General features: G+C 71.6%; 13 protein-coding genes and 4 tRNA genes. 14 read left to right on the top strand and 3 right to left on the bottom strand.

The window, feature by feature from the left end; all coding sequences use genetic code 11:
- Positions 1-147 precede the first annotated feature (147 nt).
- Entirely contained in the window at positions 148-1,416 is a 1,269-nt protein-coding gene (locus ASG83_RS10635) for an ammonium transporter (protein ID WP_055861047.1), read from the top strand.
- A 102-nt stretch (positions 1,417-1,518) separates the two neighbouring features.
- On the top strand, positions 1,519-2,583 hold the full coding sequence (locus ASG83_RS10640) for an ammonium transporter (protein WP_055861050.1): 1,065 nt from the start codon (positions 1,519-1,521) through the stop codon (positions 2,581-2,583).
- Between the two features lie 8 nt (positions 2,584-2,591).
- Here ASG83_RS10640 and ASG83_RS10645 read toward each other — a convergent pair.
- Positions 2,592-2,667: transfer RNA gene (locus tag ASG83_RS10645), tRNA-Val, on the bottom strand.
- 152 nt (positions 2,668-2,819) lie between these two features.
- Between ASG83_RS10645 and ASG83_RS10650 the strand changes: the two genes are divergently transcribed.
- The 5 genes from ASG83_RS10650 to ASG83_RS10670 all read left to right on the top strand — a co-directional run bounded on the left by ASG83_RS10650 (position 2,820) and on the right by ASG83_RS10670 (position 5,822).
- Positions 2,820-2,891: transfer RNA gene (locus ASG83_RS10650), tRNA-Gly, on the top strand.
- Positions 2,892-2,927: 36 nt separating this feature from the next.
- Positions 2,928-2,998: transfer RNA gene (locus ASG83_RS10655), tRNA-Cys, on the top strand.
- Positions 2,999-3,047: 49 nt separating this feature from the next.
- Positions 3,048-3,122: transfer RNA gene (locus tag ASG83_RS10660), tRNA-Val, on the top strand.
- 202 nt (positions 3,123-3,324) lie between these two features.
- Positions 3,325-5,232, top strand: a complete 1,908-nt coding sequence (gene thrS, locus ASG83_RS10665) for a threonine--tRNA ligase (protein ID WP_055862084.1) — start codon at positions 3,325-3,327, stop codon at positions 5,230-5,232.
- A gap of 14 nt (positions 5,233-5,246) precedes the next feature.
- Positions 5,247-5,822 carry an HIT domain-containing protein gene (locus tag ASG83_RS10670; protein WP_055861054.1) on the top strand — a complete coding sequence of 192 codons (576 nt, stop codon included), beginning with the start codon at positions 5,247-5,249 and terminating at the stop codon, positions 5,820-5,822.
- Between the two features lie 10 nt (positions 5,823-5,832).
- On the opposite strand, the gene pdxY is transcribed toward ASG83_RS10670, so the two are convergent.
- Both pdxY and ASG83_RS10680 read right to left on the bottom strand, forming a co-directional pair.
- Positions 5,833-6,684, bottom strand: coding sequence for a pyridoxal kinase PdxY (gene pdxY, locus ASG83_RS10675; RefSeq protein ID WP_055861057.1), 852 nt, complete (start codon positions 6,682-6,684; stop codon positions 5,833-5,835).
- Positions 6,685-6,700: 16 nt separating this feature from the next.
- Positions 6,701-8,032 carry an aminotransferase class I/II-fold pyridoxal phosphate-dependent enzyme gene (locus ASG83_RS10680; protein ID WP_055861060.1) on the bottom strand — a complete coding sequence of 444 codons (1,332 nt, stop codon included), beginning with the start codon at positions 8,030-8,032 and terminating at the stop codon, positions 6,701-6,703.
- Between the two features lie 124 nt (positions 8,033-8,156).
- Between ASG83_RS10680 and pdxS the strand changes: the two genes are divergently transcribed.
- The 7 genes from pdxS to ruvB are packed head-to-tail and all read left to right on the top strand — an operon-like array spanning position 8,157 to position 13,344.
- The gene (gene pdxS, locus ASG83_RS10685) at positions 8,157-9,047 is read left to right on the top strand and encodes a pyridoxal 5'-phosphate synthase lyase subunit PdxS (protein WP_055861063.1); all 891 of its coding nucleotides are present in this window, start codon (positions 8,157-8,159) and stop codon (positions 9,045-9,047) included.
- A complete protein-coding gene (pdxT, locus tag ASG83_RS10690; RefSeq protein WP_055861066.1) occupies positions 9,037-9,651 on the top strand; it encodes a pyridoxal 5'-phosphate synthase glutaminase subunit PdxT in 615 nt (204 codons plus the stop codon). Before pdxS ends, pdxT begins: the two co-directional genes overlap by 11 nt.
- A 25-nt stretch (positions 9,652-9,676) precedes the next feature.
- A complete protein-coding gene (locus ASG83_RS10695) occupies positions 9,677-10,300 on the top strand; it encodes a hypothetical protein (RefSeq protein ID WP_055861069.1) in 624 nt (207 codons plus the stop codon).
- Between the two features lie 36 nt (positions 10,301-10,336).
- Positions 10,337-11,101 (top strand): YebC/PmpR family DNA-binding transcriptional regulator, encoded by a 765-nt coding sequence (locus ASG83_RS10700; protein ID WP_055861072.1) that lies wholly within the window; start codon positions 10,337-10,339, stop codon positions 11,099-11,101.
- Between the two features lie 10 nt (positions 11,102-11,111).
- Positions 11,112-11,690, top strand: a complete 579-nt coding sequence (ruvC, locus tag ASG83_RS10705) for a crossover junction endodeoxyribonuclease RuvC (protein ID WP_055861073.1) — start codon at positions 11,112-11,114, stop codon at positions 11,688-11,690.
- The gene (ruvA, locus tag ASG83_RS10710; protein WP_055861076.1) at positions 11,687-12,331 is read left to right on the top strand and encodes a Holliday junction branch migration protein RuvA; all 645 of its coding nucleotides are present in this window, start codon (positions 11,687-11,689) and stop codon (positions 12,329-12,331) included. Before ruvC ends, ruvA begins: the two co-directional genes overlap by 4 nt.
- Positions 12,328-13,344: a Holliday junction branch migration DNA helicase RuvB gene (gene ruvB, locus ASG83_RS10715; protein ID WP_055861079.1), complete on the top strand. Its 1,017-nt coding sequence runs from the start codon at positions 12,328-12,330 to the stop codon at positions 13,342-13,344. The genes ruvA and ruvB overlap by 4 nt, the downstream gene beginning before the upstream one ends.
- The last annotated feature ends 82 nt before the right edge of the window (positions 13,345-13,426 follow it).

Below are 13,426 nucleotides of genomic sequence, written 5' to 3' on the forward strand. Positions count from 1 at the left end.
GTAACCCGCTCGAAATACCGCGACACCTCTCGCGAAATCTCGCGCGCCGACACTTCAAGAGCGCCCGGTCCTCGCCGGGAGGCCGGTGACCCTACATCCGAGCCTCCGAGTCGGGCGCCTCATTCCCCACGGCAAGAGAGGTTCCACATGGATCAGGGAAACACCACCTTCATCCTGGTCGCCGCCGCACTCGTCCTGCTCATGACCCCCGGCCTGGCGTTCTTCTACGGAGGACTCGTCAAGGCCAAGAGCGTCATCAGCATGATGATGCTGAGCTTCGGCGCGATCGGGCTCATCGGCGTCCTCTGGGTTCTGTACGGCTACGCGATCGCCTTCGCCAACAACGTCGGCATCGACGGAGTCATCGGCATCGACACGGGCGCGATCGGCCTCACCAGCCTTCTCGAGGTCCCCGAGGGTGCCGCGTTCCCGCCGCTCGCTTTCGCCGCCTTCCAGGCGACGTTCGCGATCATCACCGTGGCCCTCATCTCGGGCGCGATCGCCGACCGCGCCAAGTTCGGCGCGTGGATGGTGTTCGCGGGCGTCTGGGCGACGGTCGTCTACTTCCCCGTCGCCAGCTGGGTCTTCAACTTCACGCTCGACCCCGAGACGCTCGCGTTCACCGACGGCGGATGGATCACGTACGGGATGCAGGAGGCCTTCGGGGTCGGCGCGATCGACTTCGCCGGTGGCACCGCCGTCCACATCAACGCGGGCGCCGCCGCACTGGCCCTCGCGCTCGTCCTCGGCAAGCGCATCGGCTTCGCCAAGGGCGCTCACGTGCCGCACAACCCGCCGTTCGTGCTCCTCGGCGCGGGCCTGCTGTGGTTCGGCTGGTTCGGCTTCAACGCCGGCTCGGAGCTCGCCGCCGACGGCACCGCAGCGCTCGCCTTCATCAACACGATCGCCGCGCCGGCCGCAGCCCTGCTCGCGTGGCTCGTCGTGGAGAAGATCAAGGATGGCAAGCCGACCTCGGTCGGCGCCGCCTCGGGCGCGGTCGCCGGTCTCGTCGCGATCACCCCCGCGTGCGCCGCGCTCACGCCGGGCTGGGCGATCGTGCTCGGCCTCGTCGCGGGCGCGGTCTGCGCCCTCGCGGTCGACCTGAAGTTCAAGTTCGGCTTCGACGACTCACTCGACGTCGTGGGCATCCACCTCGTCGGCGGCCTCGTCGGAACCCTCTACCTGGGCGTCTTCGCCAACGGCACCGGCCTCCTCTACAGCGGGGAGCTCACGCAGCTCATGGTGCAGGCCATCGCCGCCTTCGCGGTCATGATCTACTCGTTCACCCTCGCCTTCGTCATCGGTCTCGCGATCGAGAAGACGATGGGCTTCCGGGTGAAGGAGGAGGACGAGCTCGCGGGCATCGACCCGATCGTGCACGGCGAGGAGGGCTACGTCCTCGAGGGCACGCGCTGATCGACTGACCCATCGCCTCCGGGCGCGCGCGGGGCGCTACTCTTCGATTCGAGTAGCGCCCCGTCGTCGTTGCACGGGGGTCCCGACGCGAGGAGACGGCACGTGACGAGCGATCCCGGCCTTCAGCTCGTCGCCGCGCTTCTCGTGCTCGCAGCCCCGGCCGGAGTGCTTCTCGGCACCGGGCGAGCGGAGCGCGTACGCGTGCTGACCGCGTTCGTCGCCGGCGCGGCCGGCGCCGTCGCCTCGATCGCGGGGGATGCCCTGGCCGGCCCGATCACGGATCTCCCGGCGCGCGTCCTCGACGCCGCCATCGCGGCCGCCGTCACGGCGATCGTGGCGACCCTCGCCGCCCGCCGGCTCGGCTCCGTCGGCGGCGTCGTGCTCGCCGGCTCGTGGTCGGCGCTCGTCTACCAGCCCGTAGTGGGGGCCGTCGTGGGGGAGTTCCCCGCGCTCGTGCAGTCGCTCATCGGCGCGGTCGACTTCGCCGGAGTCCTCGCCACGCATGTCGCTGCCGGGGCCGCGCTCCTCGTCGTGCATCTGCTGCCCGCGCCACGTCGCGTCGTCTCTTTCGCGTTCGTCGCCCGATCCGTGGGCTGGCCGCGCGCGGTGCTCGCCGCCGCTCTCGTGATCGTCGGCGGCACAGCCTGGCTCGCAGGAGTGGAGCGCGTCGTCGACGAGGCGACGGGCCGCATCGTCGCCAACGCGGACATCGGGATCGCCGTCGCAGCCCTCACGTGGTCGCTCATCGAGAAGATCGGCTGGAACCGGCTGACCCCCGCGGTGCTCGTCGCCGGCGCCTGGGGAGGATGGGCGGCGATCGGCGTCGGGGCACCGTTCCTCGCGCCGCCCGCATTGGGAGCCGCGGCCGTGCTCGGCGGGGCCGTCGGCTCGGCGATGAGCGGCGCAGGAGCCCGCGATGACGCGGATGCCGCGCCGCGACGCTCGTGGACGATCGGGGCGATCGGGGCGACCGCGACGGGCGGGATCATCGTCGCGCTCCTCGCGGACGGCTTCGGCCTCGCCGCGACCGGCACGCTCGTCCTCGCGGCGGCGCAGCTCGGAGCGGTGCTGGCGGTGACGTTGCTCGCGGCGCTCGGCGGCCTTGTCTGCTGGGTGATCGCGTGGGTCGCGGTGAGAGCGTCGAAGCGATTCGTGACCGAGCACTGAGGGGAGAGTGGTGGGCGATACCAGACTCGAACTGATGACCTCTTCCGTGTGAAGGAAGCGCGCTACCAACTGCGCCAATCGCCCGTGCGCGTCCATCTTGCCATAAGTCCTCAGGCCGTCGTGCACCGCTCGCGGCCGTCGATACCGCGGGGTGACACGCCCGGTCCGCCCGGTTTGGCATCCCCCCGAGAGGTCGGCTATGGTTTCCATGCACGCCGGAAACGGCAGGCGAAAATGCGGATGTGGCGCAGTGGTAGCGCATCACCTTGCCAAGGTGAGGGTCGCGAGTTCGAATCTCGTCATCCGCTCGAGTACGGCCCCTCGGTAGTGGGGGTTGCACCCACGGTGGCGTGGCCGAGAGGCGAGGCAGCGGCCTGCAAAGCCGTGCACACGGGTTCGAATCCCGTCGCCACCTCGCACTCCCCGGAGATCCGAGGCGGTACCACTACCACCAGCACCACCTTGGGCGATTGGCGCAGCGGTAGCGCGCTTCCCTGACACGGAAGAGGTCACTGGTTCGATCCCAGTATCGCCCACCACGAGTTTCGCGAGAACAGCCCCCGCTCCCGCGGGGGTTTTCGCGTTTTCGCCGCCGGTAGGCTGGTGCGGTCCCGCAGACCCTGCAGAAGGAGCACCGTGTCCGAGCCCGTCGCCGAGCAGTCCACCCCCACCCTCGAGGCGGTCGTGGCCGAGACGACGACCGACGGATTCGGGCTCTTCACCGACCGCTCCGTCGTCGCGATGCGCGTCGACGGCGAGCTGCGCGACCTCGCCCATCACGTCGAGCCCGGCGCCCGCGTCGAGCCCGTCACGATCGGCAGCCCCGACGGCCTCGCGATCCTCCGGCACTCGGCCGCGCACGTCCTCGCGCAGGCCGTGCAGTCGATCAACCCCGAGGCGAAGCTCGGGATCGGCCCGCCCGTGACCGACGGCTTCTACTACGACTTCGACGTCGCATCCCCGTTCACGACCGACGACTTCGCCGCGCTCAGCAAGGCGATGGAGCGCATCGTCCGTCAGGGGCAGCGGTTCATCCGCCGCGTCGTCACCGAGGACGAGGCGCGCGCCGAGCTCGCGAACGAGCCGTACAAGCTCGAGCTCATCGGGCTCAAGGGGGCCGCCGCCGACGGCGCCGACGGCGAGAGCGTCGAGGTCGGCGGCACCGAGCTCACGATCTACGACAACGTCGACCCGAAGACCGGCGAGGTCCACTGGAAGGACCTCTGCCGCGGCCCGCACCTGCCCAACACGCGCATGATCGGCAACGGCTGGGCCCTCATGCGCGTCGCCGCCGCCTACTGGCGCGGGTCGGAGAAGAACCCGCAGCTGCAGCGCATCTACGGCACCGCGTGGCCGAGCAAGGACGCGCTGCGCGAGTACCGCTCGCGCCTGGAGGAGGCCGCGAAGCGCGACCACCGCAAGCTCGGCGTCGAGCTCGACCTGTTCTCCTTCCCCGACGAGATCGGCTCGGGGCTCTCGGTCTTCCACCCCAAGGGCGGCATCATCCGCGCCGAGATCGAGAACTACATGCGCCAGCGCCTGCTCGAGAACGGCTACGAGCTCGTCTACTCGCCCCACATCACCAAGGGTCAGCTGTTCGAGACGAGCGGCCACCTGCAGTGGTACGAGGAGGGCATGTTCCCGGCGATGCACCTCGACGAGGAGCGCGACGCCGAGGGCAACATCACCAAGCAGGGGCAGAACTACTACCTCAAGCCCATGAACTGCCCGTTCCACAACCTGATCTTCCGCGCGCGCGGCCGCAGCTATCGCGAACTGCCCCTGCGCCTCGCCGAGTTCGGCACCGTCTACCGCTACGAGAAGAGCGGCACGCTCTCGGGCCTCACCCGCGTGCGCGGCCTCACCCAGGACGACGCCCACATCTACGTCACGCCCGACCAGGTCAAGGCCGAGGTCGCGAGCCAGCTCGAGTTCGTGCTCGAGACCCTGCGCGGCTACGGCCTCGACGACTTCTACCTCGAGCTGTCGACGAAGAACCCCGACAAGTACGTCGGCGAGGACGACGTCTGGGAGCAGGCGACCGAGACCCTCCGCGAGGTCGCGACCGAGTCGGGCCTCGAGCTCGTCGCCGACCCGGGCGGTGCCGCGTTCTACGGCCCGAAGATCTCGGTGCAGGCGCGCGACGCCATCGGCCGCACCTGGCAGCTCTCGACCGTGCAGCTCGACTTCAACCAGCCCGAGCGCTTCGAGCTCGAGTACGCCGCCTCCGACGGCTCGCGCCAGCGCCCGATCATGATCCACCGCGCGCTGCTGGGCTCGATCGAGCGCTTCTTCGCGATCCTGCTCGAGCACTACGCGGGTGCGTTCCCGGCCTGGCTCTCGCCCGTGCAGGTCGTCGGCATCCCCGTCGCCGAGGAGTACGCCCCCTACCTGCAGGAGGTCATCGACCGGCTGCGGGCCCAGGGCGTCCGCGCCGACCTCGATCGCAGCGACGACCGCATGCAGAAGAAGATCCGCACCCACACGATGCAGAAGGTCCCGTACCAGCTCATCGCGGGCGAGGAGGATCGCGCGAAGGGCGCCGTGAGCTTCCGCTTCCGCGACGGCACGCAGGTCAACGGGGTTCCCGTCGACGAGGTCATCGCGCGCATCACCGGCGCGATCAGCTCGCGCTCGGCCGAGCTGTAGGCGGGCATCCGGTCATGATCGAGAACGAGAGGGATGCCCCGGCCCCGTCGATCGACGGAGTCGCGGCCGAGTCGTCGGCCGGCTTCGCCGCCGTGCCCGACTCGTTCCAGCGGCTCTGGACGCCGCATCGCCTCGTCTACATCGAGAACGGCCAGCAGCCGGACGACGACGCATGCCCGTTCTGCCGCGCCCCCGAGCTCGACGACGTCCAGGCGCTCATCGTCGCGCGCGGCGAGCACGCCTACGTGCTGCTCAACCTCTACCCGTACAACAGCGGGCACCTGCTCGTCTGCCCGTACCGCCACATCGCGACCTACGACGAGGCGAGCCGGGAGGAGGTCGCCGAGATCGGCGAGCTGACGCAGACGGCGATGAGCGTGCTGACCGCGACGAGCGGCTGTCACGGCTTCAACATCGGCATGAACCAGGGCCGTATCGCCGGCGCGGGAATCGCCGCGCACCTGCACCAGCACGTCGTCCCGCGGTGGGCGCTCGACTCGAACTTCTTCCCGATCGTCGCCCAGACCAAGGCCGTGCCCCGGCTGCTCGGCGAGGTGCGCGACGAGATCGCCGCGGCCTGGCCGCGCTGATCCGGCGGACTCAGCGCACCTGGCGCACCGCGAACTGCATGCGCGGGTGCGCGTAGGCCTCCTGCGACTCGACGAGCTGCAGCTCGCGCTCGCCCGACTCGAGCGTGGCGGTGAGCAGATCGAAGACGCTCGAGGCGGTGCGGGCGAGCGCATCGGCGGCATCGCCGGTGCGGCGGTAGTGCGCGGTGAAGAGCGCCGCGGTGACGTCGCCCGAGCCGTTCGCCTTCATCGGCAGCTGCGGGGTCGTGACGATCCATGCGCCGCGGTCGTCGACGGCCAGCATCTCGAGGGTGCCCTCCTCGCGGTCGGGGCGCTCGACGCTCGTCACGAGAACGGTCCGCGGGCCCATGACGCGAGCGAGGTCCACCGACGCGAGCGTCGACTCGAGAGAGTCGGGCTCGGTGCCGGTCAGGTAGCCGAGCTCGAACTGGTTGGGGGTGATGAGATCCGCGGCGGGCACGACGCGCTCGCGCAGCAGCACCGGAATGGCCGGGGCGACGAAGCAGCCGCTCCTCGCATTGCCCATCACCGGGTCGCACGCGTAGATCGCGGCCGGGTTCGCCTGCTTGATGCGGGCGACCGCGTCGAGGATCACATCGGCGATGCCCTCCGAGCCCTGGTAGCCGGAGAGGACGACGTCGATCTGCGGGAACGCCCCGCGCTCCTCGATGCCGGTGATCACCTCGCGCACGTCGTCGGGGCTGATGAGCGGCCCGCGCCACGCTCCGTAGCCGGTGTGGTTGGAGAAGTTCACGGTGTAGACCGGCATCACCTCGACGCCGATGCGCTGCAGGGGGAAGACGGCCGCGGAGTTGCCGACGTGGCCGTAGGCGACGGCGGACTGGATCGAGAGAACCTTCACCTCTCGATCATCGCACTCAGACCGACCGGAGCTCGCCGCCGGCCGCCGCCACAGCCGTCGTGATGTCGGCCGCCAGGCGCTCGGCCTCCGCATCGTCGAGGTCGTGCACGGTGAGCCGCAGTCGGTGCGATGCGGGCACTGTTCCGAGCGAGAACTCGTCGCCCGTGCGCGCGAGCCAGCCCCGTCTCATGAGCCGGTCCGAGACCTCGCGCGCGGGCACGGGCAGCGCGACCCAGAGGTTGAGGCCGTCGCCCGCGGTCGCGGGCACGCCGCGCTCGCTGAGCAGCTCGGCGAAGACGCGGTTGCGGTCGGCGTAGTGCGCGCCCGCGCGAGCGATGCCCGCGGTGACCGCCGGATCGGTGACGAGGGCGAGCGCGAGGCGCTGCAGGAGGTGGCTGACCCAGGTCGTGCCCGGCGTCAGGCGCATCGCGAGGCGCTCGGCGGTGTCGGGGTCGGAGGCGGTGACCGCGAGGCACATGTCGGGGCCGAGGAACTTCGACACCGACCGCACGAGCGCCCACCGTCGGTGGTCGGGCCCGATGAGCGAGCGGAAGGGCGCTCGCGACAGCATCGAGAAGTGGTCGTCCTCGATGACGAGCACGAAGGGATGGTCGCGGAGCACGGCGCGGAGCTCACGAGCCCGCCGCTCCGACAGGCTCACGCCCGTCGGATTCTGCGCGCGCGGCGTGGAGACCACGGCGCGCACGCCCTGCGCGAGCGCTGCGCGCAGCCCCGCCACGGTCATCCCCTCGTCGTCGACCGGAACGGGGACGGCGCGGTACCCGCCCACGCGCACCGTGTGGATGCTCGTGAGGAAGCACGGGTCCTCCAGGGCGACCCCGTCGTCGCGCACGAGCGCCTGCGCGAGCAACCGCTCGACGGCATCGCCCGCTCCGCTCGTGACGGTGAGGCGCATGTCGGCCGGTGCGAGATCGGCGCGCATCCACGCGTCCGCCCAGCGCTCGAGACCGGGATCGATGACGGGCTCGCCGTAGAGGACACGGAGACCCGCCGCCCCCGCCAGGGCGGTCGAGGGGTCGGGGATCAGGTCGGGGTCGGGGTTGCCGGTCGCGACGTCCCGCAGGACGCTGTCGGGGGCGAAGCCCTCCTGAGCGACGGGGGAGCGGTCGGCGACGCGCGTGCCGCCGCGGCCGAGCGTCATCACGAGCCCCGCCTGGGTGAGCTGCCGGTAGGCGGCGACGGCAGTGTTGCGATTCACGCCGAGCCCGTCGGCGAGGGTGCGCACGGAGGGCAGCGCATCGCCCGGGCGCAGCGACCCGCGCTCGATGAGCTCGCGCACGCTCGCCACGATCTCGGCGGCCGTTCGGCCGGTGATCTCAGGCGTCATGCGTCGGTCCGTCTCGGGTCAGGGATGGTGTTCCCCGCCATGCTATCTTTTGGCCTAGGTCATTGCGACGTCGTGGCCACACACCCGCGCGCGGGCGCGCGCCCTCCATCGAAGGGACTCCCTCATGAGCACTGCCGAGACCGGTTCGAGCCGCGTGAAGCGCGGCCTCGCCGAGATGCTGAAGGGCGGCGTCATCATGGACGTCGTCGACGCCGAGCAGGCGCGCATCGCGGAGGACGCCGGCGCGGTCGCCGTCATGGCACTCGAGCGCGTCCCCGCGGACATCCGCGCTCAGGGCGGCGTCGCGCGCATGAGCGACCCCGACCTCATCGAGCAGATCATGGCGACGGTCTCCATCCCCGTCATGGCGAAGGCCCGCATCGGCCACTTCGTCGAGGCGCAGATCCTCCAGTCGCTCGGCGTGGACTACATTGACGAGTCGGAGGTGCTGAGCCCCGCCGACTACGTCAACCACATCGACAAGTGGCCCTTCACGGTCCCGTTCGTGTGCGGCGCGACCAACCTCGGCGAAGCCCTTCGCCGCATCAACGAGGGCGCGGCGATGATCCGCTCCAAGGGCGAGGCCGGCACGGGCGATGTCTCCGAGGCCACCAAGCACATCCGCACCATCTCGGCCGAGATCAACCGTCTGACGTCGATGACGAAGGACGAGCTGTACGTCGCCGCGAAAGACCTCCAGGCGCCCTACGACCTCGTCGTCGAGATCGCCGAGACCGGCAAGCTCCCCGTCGTGCTCTTCACCGCCGGCGGCGTCGCGACGCCCGCCGACGCGGCACTCATGATGCAGCTCGGCGCCGACGGCGTCTTCGTCGGCTCGGGCGTCTTCAAGTCGGGCAACCCCGCAGCGCGCGCCGCCGCGATCGTCAAGGCCACGACCTTCTACGACGACCCCTCCGTCGTCGCGGAGGCCTCGCGCGGTCTCGGCGAGGCGATGGTCGGCATCAACGTCGCCGACCTCCCCGCGCCGCACCGCCTCGCCGAGCGTGGCTGGTAGCGCACCGGTCGTCGGCGTCCTCGCCCTCCAGGGGGATGTTCGCGAGCACCTCGCCGTGCTTCGCGCGCTGGGCGCCGACGCGCGCCCGGTGCGCCGGCCGGAGGAGATCGAGGCCATCGACGGCCTCGTGATCCCGGGAGGCGAGTCGAGCGTCATGGACAAGCTCGCGCGCGCCTTCGGCGTCCAGCAGGCGCTGCGCGACCGCATCGCCGACGGGATGCCCGTGTACGGCACGTGCGCGGGGCTCATCATGATCGCCGACGAGATCCGAGACGCGATCGCCGGCCAGGAGACCCTCGGCGGCCTCGACGTCGTCGTGCGCCGCAACGCCTTCGGCACGCAGCTCGACTCGTTCGAGACCGACATCGCGATGCCCGCTCTCGGTGACGAGCCCGTGCACGCCGTCTTCATCCGCGCACCCGTCGTCGAGTCCGTCGGCGAGGGCGTCGAGGTCATCGGGCGCCTCGAGGACGGCCGCATCGTCGCCGTCGAGCAGGGTCCGCTCATGGGCACGAGCTTCCACCCCGAGGTCACGGGCGAGCACCGCTTCCACGAGCGCTTCCTGCAGAAGGTCGCCGACTCGGTCGCGTCGCGCACCCGGTAGGTGTCCCGCCCGCCACCATGGGGGCATGAACTGGTACTCGAGCTACCTGGCTCAGCGAGCGCGGCAGATCATCGCCGACCTCGTCGGGCTCGCGGCGGTCATCCTCGTCATCATCACGGCGGTGAGCGTGACGACCGCGATCCGTGCGCTCGCGTCCTTCGGGCGCGACCTGGAAGCGGCGGGGGAGTCGTTCGCCACCGGCCTCGCCGACGCGGGCGATCAGCTCGGGGCGATCCCGCTCGTGGGCGAGGGCATCCGCGCCCCGCTGGATGCGGCCGCCGGAGCGGGAGGCGCCGTCGCGGACGCCGGCCGCGGCCAGCAGGAGCTCGTCGAGGCCATCGCCGTCGGCGCGGGGTGGGTCGTCGCGCTCCTGCCGCTGCTGGTGCTCGCTCTCGTCTGGGCCCTGCCGCGCGTGCTGTTCGCGCGCCGATCGGGTCTGGTGCGACGGATGCTCGCCCAGGGCCTCACGGCCGACACGCTCGCCGCCCGCGCCCTCGCACGGCAGCCCCTGCGCGCGCTCGTCGGCGTGCACCCCGACCCCGCTGCGGCCTGGAGGGCGGGGGACCCGGACGTCGTCCGCGCCCTCGCCGGTCTCGAGCTGCGGCGCGCGGGCGTCCTCCCGACCGTCCTTCCCGGCGCCCTGTCCTAGACTGGAGCGCTGTCCCCGAGAGCGACGAGGAGCGAGATGTCCGGCCATTCCAAGTGGGCGACGACCAAGCACAAGAAGGCCGTCATCGACGCGCGCCGTGCGAAGTCGTTCGCGAAGCTCATCAAGAACATCGAGGTCGCCGCCAAGATCGGCGGCGCCGACATGAGCGGCAACCCGACGCTCGTCGACGCCGTGCAGAAGGCCAAGAAGACCTCCGTCCCCAACGACAACATCGACCGCGCGATCAAGCGCGGCGCCGGTCTCACCGGCGACGCCGTCGATTACCAGACGATCATGTACGAGGGCTACGGCGCCGGCGGCATCGCGCTGCTGATCGAGTGCCTCACCGACAATCGCAACCGCGCCGCCGCCGAGGTGCGCACGGGCATGACGCGCAACGGCGGCCAGATGGCCGACCCCGGCAGCGTCGCCTACAACTTCCACCGCAAGGGCGTCATCGCGATCACGAAGACCGACGGCCTCACGGAGGACGACATCCTCCTGGCCGTGCTCGACGCGGGCGCCGAGGAGGTCGTCGACCAGGGCGGCGGCTTCGAGGTCATCACCGACCCCTCACAGCTGCTCGCCGCGCGCGCCGCGCTCACCGAGGCCGGGATCGAGTACGACTCCGCCGAGGCCGAGTTCGTCGCGGGCGTGCAGATCGAGACCGACGCCGAGACCGCGCGGAAGGTGTTCCGCCTCGTCGACGCGCTCGACGAGCTCGACGACGTGCAGAACGTGTACACGAACATCTCGCTCACCGACGAGATCCGCGCCGAGCTCGACGCCGACGACGAGTAGCGGTCCGCCCGTGCTGCGCGTGCTCGGCGTCGACCCAGGGCTCACGCGCTGCGGCATCGGGGTCGTCGACATCGACCCGACGCGCCGGGCGACCCTCGTGCACGTCTCGGTCGTCCGCACCGAGCCCGCGATGCCGCTCGAGCAGCGAGTGCTCGCGATCGCCGAGGGCGTCGCCGCGCTGATCGATGAGCACCGGCCCGACGTCGTCGCCCTCGAGCGCGTCTTCGCCCAGCACAACGTGCGCACCGTCATGGGCACGGCGCAGGCGAGCGGCGTCGTGCTGCACGCCGCGGCCGCCCGCGGCCTCGCGGTCGCCCTCCACACCCCGAGCGAGGTCAAGGCCGCCGTCACGGGGCACGGCGCCGCCGACAAGAAGCAGGTCACCGCGATGGTGCAGCGCATCCTGCGACTGGATGCCCCGCCCGCGCCCGCGGACGCCGCCGACGCCCTCGCCCTCGCCATCTGCCACGGCTGGCGAAGGGGCGCGGTCTCGGCGCCCGAGGCCGACGGGGGAGGCGCGCTCACGCCCGCGCAGCGCGCGTGGCGCGCGGCCGAGAAGTCGGCGGCCGCCCCTAGGCTCGACAGGTGATCGCCTCTCTGCGCGGAACCGTCATCGCGCTCGGCCCCGGCCGCGCCGTGCTCGAGGTCTCCGGCGTCGGCTACGCGGTCGCCGTGACCGAGCGCTGCGCGCGCGAGCTGCGCGTCGACGACCGCATCCTCCTGCACACGGCGATGGTCGTGCGGGAGGACGACGTGAGTCTCTTCGGCTTCGTCGACGAGACCGAGCTGCACCTCTTCGACCTGCTGCGCACGGTCTCGGGGGTGGGCCCGAAGTCGGCGCTCGGGGTCCTCGGCCAGATGGAGCCCGCAGCGATCGCTCGCGCCATCCACGACGACGATGACGCCCCCTTCCGGAAGGTCAGCGGCATCGGGCCGAAGACCGCGAAGCTCATCGTCGTCTCTCTCGCGGGCAAGATCACCGCTCCCGCGGGGGCCGCGGCCGGTCGCGCGGCGGTCGCCCCGGCGGGCGACGGTGCGACGACCCTCGCCCTCGTCGAGGCCCTCACCGGGCTCGGCTGGCCCGAGCGCTCGGCCGTCGATGCCGCCGAGGCCGTGATCGCCGCCGAGCCCGCGGCCGAGCGCAGCCCCCTGCCCGTGCTGCTGCGCCGCGCGCTCGCCCAGCTCGGGCCCCGGGCATCCCGCCCCGATGACCGAGGAGGGCGCGCGTGAGCGACGACATCCTGCGGGCGAGCCCCGAGAGCGAGTCCGAGCTCGCGTTCGAGGGCGCACTGCGCCCGCAGAGCCTCGACGAGTTCGTCGGTCAGCAGAAGGTGCGCCGGCAGCTGCAGCTGCTGCTCGAGGCCGCGACGCTGCAGAACCGCGCGCCCGACCACATCCTTCTCGCCGGCCCCCCGGGCCTGGGCAAGACGACGCTCGCGATGATCGTCGCGCACGAGGGGCAGCGGCCCCTGCGCATGACGAGCGGCCCGGCCATCCAGCACGCCGGCGACCTCGCGGCCGTGCTGTCCTCACTCGTGCCGGGCGAGGTGCTCTTCATCGACGAGATCCACCGCATGGCGCGCTCGGCGGAGGAGATGCTCTACCTCGCGATGGAGGACTTCCGCGTCGACATCATGGTCGGCAAGGGCGCCGGCGCCACGAGCATCCCGCTCGAGCTCGCGCCGTTCACCCTGGTCGGCGCGACGACCCGCTCGGGCCTGCTGCCGAACCCGCTGCGCGACCGCTTCGGCTTCACCGCGCACCTGGAGTTCTACGAGCCCGCCGAGCTGCACCGCGTGCTGGAGCGCGCGGCCGCGCTCCTCCGCCTCGACATCGACACGGATGCCCTGCGCGAGATCTCCGGACGCAGCCGGGGCACCCCGCGCATCGCCAACCGGCTCCTGCGCCGCGTGCGCGACTTCGCCCTCGTCCACGGCGGGCGGGCGGACACGACCGCGGTGCGCGCCGCCCTCGACCTCTACGACGTCGACGAGCAGGGGCTCGACCGGCTCGACCGCGCCGTCCTCCACGCGATCGTCGACCGCTTCGACGGCGGGCCGGTCGGCCTGTCGACGCTCGCCGTCTCGGTCGGCGAGGAGGCGGAGACGATCGAGGCGGTCGTCGAGCCGTTCCTCGTCCGGACCGGGCTCATCGCCCGGACTCCGCGTGGGCGCGTCGCCACTGCGGAGGCATGGCGCCACCTCGGGCGTGAGCCCCGGTCGGCTTCCGCCGATGACCTATAGTTGTGCGAGGCTGCGCGGGAGCATCCTCTCGCCGCCGCCCCTCTGACTCCGCGCTCGCGGCAGACGTCCCCGAAAGGCTCAC

Origin of the sequence: Yonghaparkia sp. Soil809, from assembly GCF_001429705.1 — a bacterium.
Lineage (GTDB): Bacteria > Actinomycetota > Actinomycetes > Actinomycetales > Microbacteriaceae > Microcella.

Coding starts and splice junctions, on each gene's coding strand:
- ASG83_RS10670 (WP_055861054.1), top strand. CDS start 5,247: ATGATCGAGAACGAGAGGGATGCCCCGGCCCCGTCGATCGACGGAGTC.
- ASG83_RS10680 (WP_055861060.1), bottom strand. CDS start 8,032: ATGACGCCTGAGATCACCGGCCGAACGGCCGCCGAGATCGTGGCGAGC.
- ASG83_RS10695 (WP_055861069.1), top strand. CDS start 9,677: ATGAACTGGTACTCGAGCTACCTGGCTCAGCGAGCGCGGCAGATCATC.
- pdxS (WP_055861063.1), top strand. CDS start 8,157: ATGAGCACTGCCGAGACCGGTTCGAGCCGCGTGAAGCGCGGCCTCGCC.
- ASG83_RS10635 (WP_055861047.1), top strand. CDS start 148: ATGGATCAGGGAAACACCACCTTCATCCTGGTCGCCGCCGCACTCGTC.
- ASG83_RS10700 (WP_055861072.1), top strand. CDS start 10,337: ATGTCCGGCCATTCCAAGTGGGCGACGACCAAGCACAAGAAGGCCGTC.
- thrS (WP_055862084.1), top strand. CDS start 3,325: ATGCGCGTCGACGGCGAGCTGCGCGACCTCGCCCATCACGTCGAGCCC.